Raw genomic sequence first — 7,440 nt, 5'->3', positions numbered from 1 at the left:
CCGGCGGATGCCGACGGAACGTCACTCTTGTCCGGGTTGGCCGTTTCCGTACCGTTCGCGGACGTGGAGGCGGGAGCGGACGGCGAAGCCGTCGACTCCCCGGCCGACGCGCCGGACGAGCCCGGGGCCGCCGTCTCGCCCGCCGCACCCGGGGTGCCCGCCGCGCCCGGGGTGCTCTGCGACGGCGAAGGCGTGGCGGAGGCGGAGGCGGACGGGGCGCCGGACGGCGTGCCGGACTCGGACGTGCCGGGCGCGGCAGAGGAGTTGCCCAGGCCGAGCGAGCCCAGGAGCCCCTCGCCGCCCGTGCCGGGATCGTCCTGCCCGGCGGCACCGTCCTGCTTGTCCGGCTGGAGCCCCGCGATGAGCCCGCAGGTCGCCCAGTCGCCGACACCCTCGGCGGCGAGCGCCTTGTCGGCTATCTCGATCTGCTGGCGGCGGCTGGCCAGGTCGGCGCTCGCCGCGTACTCGAGGCCGCCGTACTGCTCCCACTTCTCCTGGCTCATCTGGAGGCCGCCGTAGTAGCCGTTGCCGCTGTTCTCGCTCCAGCTGCCGCCGGTCTCGCATTCCGCGATCCGGTCCCACGTCTTGCCGTCGGCCGCACTGGCGCTGCCGGCCGCCAGCAGCGGGAGAGCGATGGCGGAGCCGGTGACTCCGGCCGCGACGACGAAAGCCGGAGCCTGGCGGGGGCGACGGTGCCGACCGTTCCCGGAAAGCATGCGGAGACCTTTCACACGACAGCAGTTGCCCGCGCGGCGGACACGAACGCACGTCCGCCACGCTGTTGATGGGTGAACGTATCGGGAAGGATCTCTTGTCACAAGTTAATGCCGCGCAGATCACGTGAAGATCACAGAGTGTGAGACTGTGTCACGTTTCCGCTGGTCGGATCGGGGGCAGGGCGACCCGTCCGGTTCGCTCAGCTTTGCGGAGGACTGAATTCCACCGGCAGGGTGCGCAGCCCGCGCATGATGAGCCCGCCCCGCCACCGCAGTTCGGCCGGATCCACCGCCAGCCGGAGATCCGGCAGCCGCGTCAGCAGCGTGGCGAGCGCGGTCTGCCCCTCCAGACGGGCCAGCGGAGCACCCAGGCAGTAGTGGATGCCGTGGCCGTACCCCAAGTGGGGGTTGTCACGCCGGCCGAGGTCGAGCACGTCCGGCCCGGCGAACCGCTCCGGATCCCGGTCGGCGGCGGCGAGGACCACCAGCACCGGGTCCCCCGCCGCGATCCGCTGCCCGCCGATGGTGACCGGCTCGGTGGCGAACCGCCACGTCGCCAGCTCCACCGGGCCGTCGTAGCGCAGCAGTTCCTCCACCCCCGTCTCCAGCAGCCCGCGCTCCCCGGCCGCCAGCGACTCCTGCAGGCGGGCGCGCTGCCCCGGGTGGGTGAGCAGCGCCAGCGTGCCGTTGCCGATCAGGTTGACCGTCGTCTCGAAACCGGCGAACAGCAGGATGAACGCCATCGCCGCGGCCTCGTTCTCGGTGAGGTGCTCACCGTGGTCCGAGGCCCGGATGAGACCGGAGATGAGGTCCTCGCCCGGCGCGGGCTCGGCGGGCAGGGCCGCGCGCTTGCGGTGGATGAGATGGGCGAGATAACCGCGCATCTTCTTCACCGACCGGGCCACCCCGCCCCGCGGGCCGCCCTGGTGACGGATCATCATGCCCGCCCAGTCCCGGAAGTCGTCCTGGTCCTCGCGGGGCACACCGAGCAGGTCGCAGATGGCGTAGATGGGGAGCGGGAACGCGAACTCGTGGATCAGATCGGCCGAACCCCGGGCCGCGAACCGGTCGATGAGCCCGTCGGTCAGTTCCTGCACCCGGGGCGCGAACTCGGCGACCCGGCGCGGCGTGAACGCCTTGCTCACCAGACGGCGCAGCCGGGTGTGGTCCGGCGGGTCGATGTTGAGCAGATGCGTCATCAGCTCCGCCTTGCGCTCCCCGGGGATACCGGTCTTGCCCTTGGCGTGCGCGGGTTCGTCGTGGTGCGCCGGATTCTTGGAGAGGCGATGGTCCGCGAGGGTCCGGCGGGCGTCGGCGTAACGGGTGACCAGCCACGCCTCCACCCCGCTCGGCAGACGCGTCCGGTGCACGGGCGCGTGCTCCCGCAGCCAGGCGTAGGCCGGGTAGGGGTCGGCGGCGAACTCCCAGGTGAAGAGCTCGGGCATCGGGGGCACGGGGGGCACGGACGATCCGGGAGCCGCGGGGCAGCCGGAGGGGTGGGGAGGTTCGGGGGGGAGCTGGTCGGTCACGACTCGACCGTATCCGGCGGGGGCGGGGGGTCCCCCTCCCCTCCCCCCACCCTCCCCGTCCCCCCTGCCCCACCCCTCCACTCCGCGCACCCCTCCCCCGAGCCCGCCCTCCCGGCCAGCCGCGCCCGCCGAGCCCCCGACCCCTGCGACTACGCCCCTTCCGAGCCCTCCGCAGCGCCCGCCTCCTCCGCCGCCCGTACCGCGTCCCGGTAGGCGCGGGCCGCCGCGCGCAGGGCGGCCTCCGGGTCGGTGCCCTCGGCCTCGGCGCGGGCCGCGAGGGCGAGCAGTTCGTACCCGATGCCCTCGCCCCGGGGCAGCGGCACGTCGAGGCCCGCGGTGCGCACCCGGGAGGCCAGCTTGGCGGCCAGGGCCAGGCCGGGCTGGCCGAGGGGGATGCCCTCGGTTATCGAGGTGCGCCGCTTCTCCTCGGCCTTGGTGCGCAGCCAGTGCTCCTTGACCTCCTCGGGGGTGGTCGCGGTGGCGTCGCCGAAGACGTGCGGGTGCCGGTGGATCAGCTTGGCGACGATGCCGCCGGCCACGTCGTCGAGGGAGAACGGCTCGTCGGGGTGTTCCTCGGCGATCCGGGCGTGGAAGACGACCTGGAGGAGGACGTCGCCCAGTTCCTCGCGCAGTTCGTCGCGGTCGCCCTCCTCGATGGCCTCGACGAGTTCGTACGCCTCCTCGATGCCGTACTTGGCGAGGCCCTGGTGGGTCTGGAGGGACGACCACGGGCATTCGGCGCGGATGCGGTCCATGACCTGGACGAGGTCGAGGATCCGGGCGCCCGGCAGGTCGTAGGAGCCGGGGAGCAGTTCCAGTGCGGGCATGCTGACCCGGCCGCTGCCGGCGAGGCGGGCCAGGCCGTCGGTCAGTGCGGGCTCGCCCTCGCCGGTCGCGACGACGACCACGGTGCGGCCGCCCGCGCAGGCGTCGACGAGGTCCTCGGCGGCCGGGGCGGTCCGCTCGACGGATATGCCGGCTTCCCGCAGGTAGGGCAGTTGCGGGTGGGCGCCGTCCGCGCACAGGACCCGGTCGGCGTCGTGGAGGGCCTGCCAGGCGGGCCAGGACAGCAGACCGGGGGCGACGCGGTGAGTGGTGGTGAGCAGGACGATGCGGCCGGGGTCGGCGGTGTCGGGGCTGGCCGGCGTGGCACTGGTTGCGTTCACGGTTCGAAACTAACGCACGGCGCCGACGGCCCCGGGAGGTTGTCCACAGGGCAGTCGGCGCGGTCGTACGGTCGTACCGCCGGTCGTTCCGCCTGCCGTAGCGCCGGCCGTTCCGCCGTCGTGTTCGGCGGGGCGAGCCGACCGGTCAGGCGGTCTGGGGGGCTCCGGCGTTGGTGACGTCGCGCACCCAGGGGGTGGTGGCGTCGACGCGGCTGCTCTTCTCGGGGTCCCAGGTGCCGTAGCGCGGGTTGAGGTCGATGTCGAGTTTCTTGCCGGCCGCGGAGAGGGCCTGCCAGAACTCGGGCCTGCTGGTGTCGGTGCCCAGCTGTTCGGCCAGCTTCTGGGCCGTAACCTGGAGGCGGAGGTTGTCGTCGAGGCGCTGCGGGGGGATGCCGTACTGCTGGAGCCAGGCCGCTTCCAGTGCCTCGGCACTGCCGGCCTGTCCCTGGAGTTCGGTGCGCAGCTGCTGGACCTCGCGGTCGGTGACGGTCACCCCGGCGTCCTGGGCGGCGCGCTCCAGCACCCGGTCGAGGACCATGCTGTGGAGGGTGTCGCGGGTGAGGCTGCCGGTGCGGGCGATGGCCTGTTCGTACTGGGCGTCGTCCGGGACGGCGGCGCGCTGGGCCTCGCGGACCTCGTCGACCCGGTTGTCCAGCTGCGCGATGGTGATCCGCTGGCCGCCGACGACGGCCGCCGCTCCTGGATGCGCCTCGTTTCCGCAGGCGGTGAGCAGGGGTGCCGCCACGGCGAGCGCGGCGGTGAGGAGGAGCGCGGTGCGACGACGGCGGTGCAAGGAAACCTCCTGAGGAGCTTGTGCGGCGGTGCACAAAGTCTTGCGATGATCGATGGTAGGCATCGGCCAAGCTCTGGCCAACCCATTCGACCAACGATTCACCGGGACTTCCGGCACCGCCGCGCGCCCGCGGGAGGGCCCGCCGCGCCCCGCGTCCGCTATCCGCGCACTTGTCCCAGCCATTGCAGGGTCCGCCGGACCTCGGCGGCCATCGGGTGTGCCGGGCCCTGCACGCGTTCCACGTCGTGCAGCAGCCGCATCAGCGTGCTGTGGGCGGCGGCGCGGTCGCCGAGGGCGAGCAGGAGGTGTCCGATGCGGCGGCGGACGTCGTGGGCGAGCTGCGGGTCGCCGGAGACGTACTGGTTCTCGAAGTAGGCGAGCAGCGACCGGTACTCGGCGAGGGCGGCGGCGGGTTCGCCGAGTTGTTCGAGGCACTGGGCGGCCTCGTAGCGGTAGCGCAGGGACTGGGGGTCGGCCTGGCCCGCCTCGGCGGCGCGTTCCTCGGCGAGGCGGCGCAGTTCGGGCAGGGCGCGCCGGTACTGGCCGTCGTCGAGGAGGGTGGCCGCGTACTGCTTGCGCAGGGTGCGGACGACCGGGGAGTGCTCGCCGTGCTGTTCGGCGGCGACGGGCAGGATGCCGCCGAGGATGTCGACGGCCTGGGTGATGCGGCCCTCGCCGAGGAGGCGTTTGACCTCGTCGACGGCGACGGCGACGTCGGCCTTCTCCGCGGCGGGCGCGGGGGGTGTGGCGGGGGCGGGCTGCGGTGCGGGGGTGCGGGCGCGGTCGGGCCAGGGCGCGTGCGGGCGCAGGAAGGGGCGGGTGGGGTCGAGCGGTGAGCCGGTGGGGGTGCCGCGGGAGGGCAGCAGCAGGGCCAGGTGTTCGTAGACCTCCTGGGCGGAGGCGGGGCGGTGCTGCGGGTCCTTGGACAGCAGGCGCAGCACCAGCGATTCCAGGGCCTCGGGGACCTCGGGGCGGAGCCGGCGGACGGGCACGGGCGGCTCGTAGAGGTGGCGGTGCAGGACGCCGAGGGCGGTGGAGCCGGCGAACGGCACGTCGCCGCTGAGCAGTTCGTGCATGAGGACGCCGAGGGCGTAGAGGTCGGTGTAGGGGCCGACGGCGCCGCCCATGGCCTGTTCGGGGGCCATGTAGGCGGGCGAGCCGATGGGTGAGCCGGTGTGGGTGAGGCGGGTGGTGTCGCTGTCCATGACGGAGGCGACGCCGAGGTCGAGCACGGTGATCGTGCCGTCCTGTTTGACCATGACGTTGCGCGGCTTGAGGTCGCGGTGGACGATCGGCACGGCGTGCACGGCGCTGAGCACGGCACACAGTTGCGCGGCGACCGCGACCGTCCACTGCCAGGGGTACGGGTCGTGTTCGGCGAGGTGGTCGCCGAGGTCGGCGCCGTCGATGTACTGCATGACGAGGAAGAGTTCCTCGCCCTCGCTGCCCGCGTCGTGGACGGTGACCAGGCCGGGGTGGTCGACCTGGGCGGTCACCCGGCATTCGCGCACGAAGCGGCGGCGCAGTTCGTCGGCCTCCTGGCCGGCCACCTTGTCGGGGCGCAGCAGTTTCACCGCCACCCGCCGGTCCAGCCGTTTGTCGTAGGCCGTCCAGACCTGTCCCATGCCGCCCTGTCCGATGAGTGTGGACAGTTCGTAGCGGCCGGCGACGACTCGTCCCGCCGTCACGCTCACCTTCCGCTGTCGTGGTGGCCCGCGGGGCCGTGGTGGCCGTCATGGCCGTCGTGTCTGCGCAGGTAGTCGCTGAGCTCGTCGAGTTCCGCCCGCACCTGGTCGATGCGCTGGGGTGCCGGGGGCGTTCCCGTGGGCCGCGGGACGGGCGTGGCCGGGCCGGGGTGCGGGGTCTGCTGCGGGGGCACCGGGGGTGCGGGGTGCTGCGGCATGGGGGGATGTCCGGCGGCCGTGGTCGCGTACGGGGACGGCGGCGGCGTCGGCTGGGGGTAGCCGTAGGGGGCCGTGCCGTGTCCCAGGGGGCCGGGGTAGGGGCGCTGCTGGCTGTGGAGGCGGATGTCGACGGTGAGGAAGTACGCGCCGGCGCCGGCGCCCATGAGGAGCAGCAGGGCCAGGGCGAGGTCGGTCCGGATGTCCGACTCCGGCAGCGAGCCGATCACCATGAGGAAGATGATGGACAGCGGGATGCTGGCCCAGGCGGCGGCCCAGTCGAGGGTCCGGCCCCGCAGCAGCGCCACCCGGAACAGGGGGACGCAGGTCAGCAGGCCGCACGAGAGGAATCCGGCGGCGGTGATCAGTACGCGCAGAGTGATCACCGTTGCCGCGCTGCGAGGGGGCTGCGGCGCGCCGTGGCCGTACATGACTGCTCCTGAACCGGTGTGGCCGACGAGGACGGTAGTGCGAGTGTCGAAGCTCGGTCGAGCCACGAGCGTATAGGCCGATGGGGACAACCGGTCCCGCGTTGTACCGAACCGTTGTCGACCCGATCACTTCCGTCATCTTCCCCTCCGGCGGGCGGGGGTGGTTCTCCGGCCCGGGAGAACGGGTCCCGCCGGTGGCGTACCGGTGCCCGGACGGGCGGCGGGGCGGCCGTCCGGCGCCCGTTCAGGGCCGTGGGCCGCCCGCTTCGGTGCCCGCTTCGATGCCCGTTTTCGGTGTCGTGCGCCCGGCGGTGCTCACCGGCGGTGCTCAGTCGGGGGTGACGGTGCCGTCGGTGAGGCCGTCGTAGAGGCCGCGGACCAGTTGGTCGCCGAGCCGGCCGGCGTGCCGCAGGGTCCGCTCGAATGCGTCCAGGGCGCGGAACCGGGCGCCGTAGCGCCGCTGTTCGTCCAGCGTCAGCCGGGGCAGGCGCAGGCGGCGCACGTCGAGCCGGGTGGCGGTGGAGGCGTAGCTGCCGGCCCGGCGGAGGTTGGCGGTGCCGCGCAGGAACCCGGCGACGAACCACGCGTCCAGCGAGGCGGGGTCGGGGCGCAGGAGGACCAGGTTGCGGCCCAGGACGGCGCCGGCGGACGCCCCGTGGACGACCCGGGTGACGGCGCCGCCGCCGAGCACGGGCACGACGATGTCGCCGGGTTCGGTGAGCACCGGTTCGTCGTCGCTCTCGGGCAGTGTCCCGGAGGGTCCGGTTCCGGCGAGGACGTCGTGGTCGGTGAGCACGGGCACGCGCGTGGGCCCGCCGTGGCCGCCCGTGCGCATCAGCAGCGCGCCGGCGCGCGCGAGTTCGCCGACGGTGGTGGAGGGGCGGCGCGCGAGGGGCGCGGGCGG

The 7,440-nt window shown here is 73.8% G+C and carries 6 protein-coding genes and 1 pseudogene; all 7 read right to left on the bottom strand.

Annotation, left to right across the window (positions count from 1 at the left end):
- The coding region (locus G3I53_RS15605) for a transglycosylase family protein (RefSeq protein WP_164438456.1) at positions 1-716 on the bottom strand (716 nt) is incomplete at its 3' end.
- A gap of 200 nt (positions 717-916) precedes the next feature.
- Complete coding sequence (locus G3I53_RS15600) at positions 917-2,161, bottom strand: cytochrome P450 (RefSeq protein ID WP_164339168.1); 1,245 nt, start codon at positions 2,159-2,161, stop codon at positions 917-919.
- A gap of 233 nt (positions 2,162-2,394) precedes the next feature.
- Positions 2,395-3,411: a nucleoside triphosphate pyrophosphohydrolase gene (locus G3I53_RS15595; protein ID WP_164339166.1), complete on the bottom strand. Its 1,017-nt coding sequence runs from the start codon at positions 3,409-3,411 to the stop codon at positions 2,395-2,397.
- 145 nt (positions 3,412-3,556) lie between these two features.
- A complete protein-coding gene (locus G3I53_RS15590) occupies positions 3,557-4,204 on the bottom strand; it encodes a SurA N-terminal domain-containing protein (RefSeq protein ID WP_164339164.1) in 648 nt (215 codons plus the stop codon).
- 158 nt (positions 4,205-4,362) lie between these two features.
- Positions 4,363-5,856, bottom strand: a complete 1,494-nt coding sequence (locus tag G3I53_RS15585; RefSeq protein WP_203592804.1) for a serine/threonine-protein kinase — start codon at positions 5,854-5,856, stop codon at positions 4,363-4,365.
- A gap of 38 nt (positions 5,857-5,894) precedes the next feature.
- Positions 5,895-6,536: a hypothetical protein gene (locus G3I53_RS15580; RefSeq protein ID WP_164339160.1), complete on the bottom strand. Its 642-nt coding sequence runs from the start codon at positions 6,534-6,536 to the stop codon at positions 5,895-5,897.
- Positions 6,537-6,864: 328 nt separating this feature from the next.
- Positions 6,865-7,440: pseudogene (locus G3I53_RS15575) on the bottom strand (hypothetical protein); the annotation flags it as partial.

It is taken from the genome of Streptomyces sp. SID14436, assembly GCF_010548465.1.
GTDB lineage: Bacteria > Actinomycetota > Actinomycetes > Streptomycetales > Streptomycetaceae > Streptomyces.
This window is presented reverse-complemented; position numbering and strand designations above follow the sequence as displayed.

What these genes read in the sequence shown, in the direction of transcription:
- G3I53_RS15600 (WP_164339168.1), bottom strand. Translation starts at nt 2,161, where the DNA reads ATGCCCGAGCTCTTCACCTGGGAGTTCGCCGCCGACCCCTACCCGGCC.
- G3I53_RS15580 (WP_164339160.1), bottom strand. Translation starts at nt 6,536, where the DNA reads ATGTACGGCCACGGCGCGCCGCAGCCCCCTCGCAGCGCGGCAACGGTG.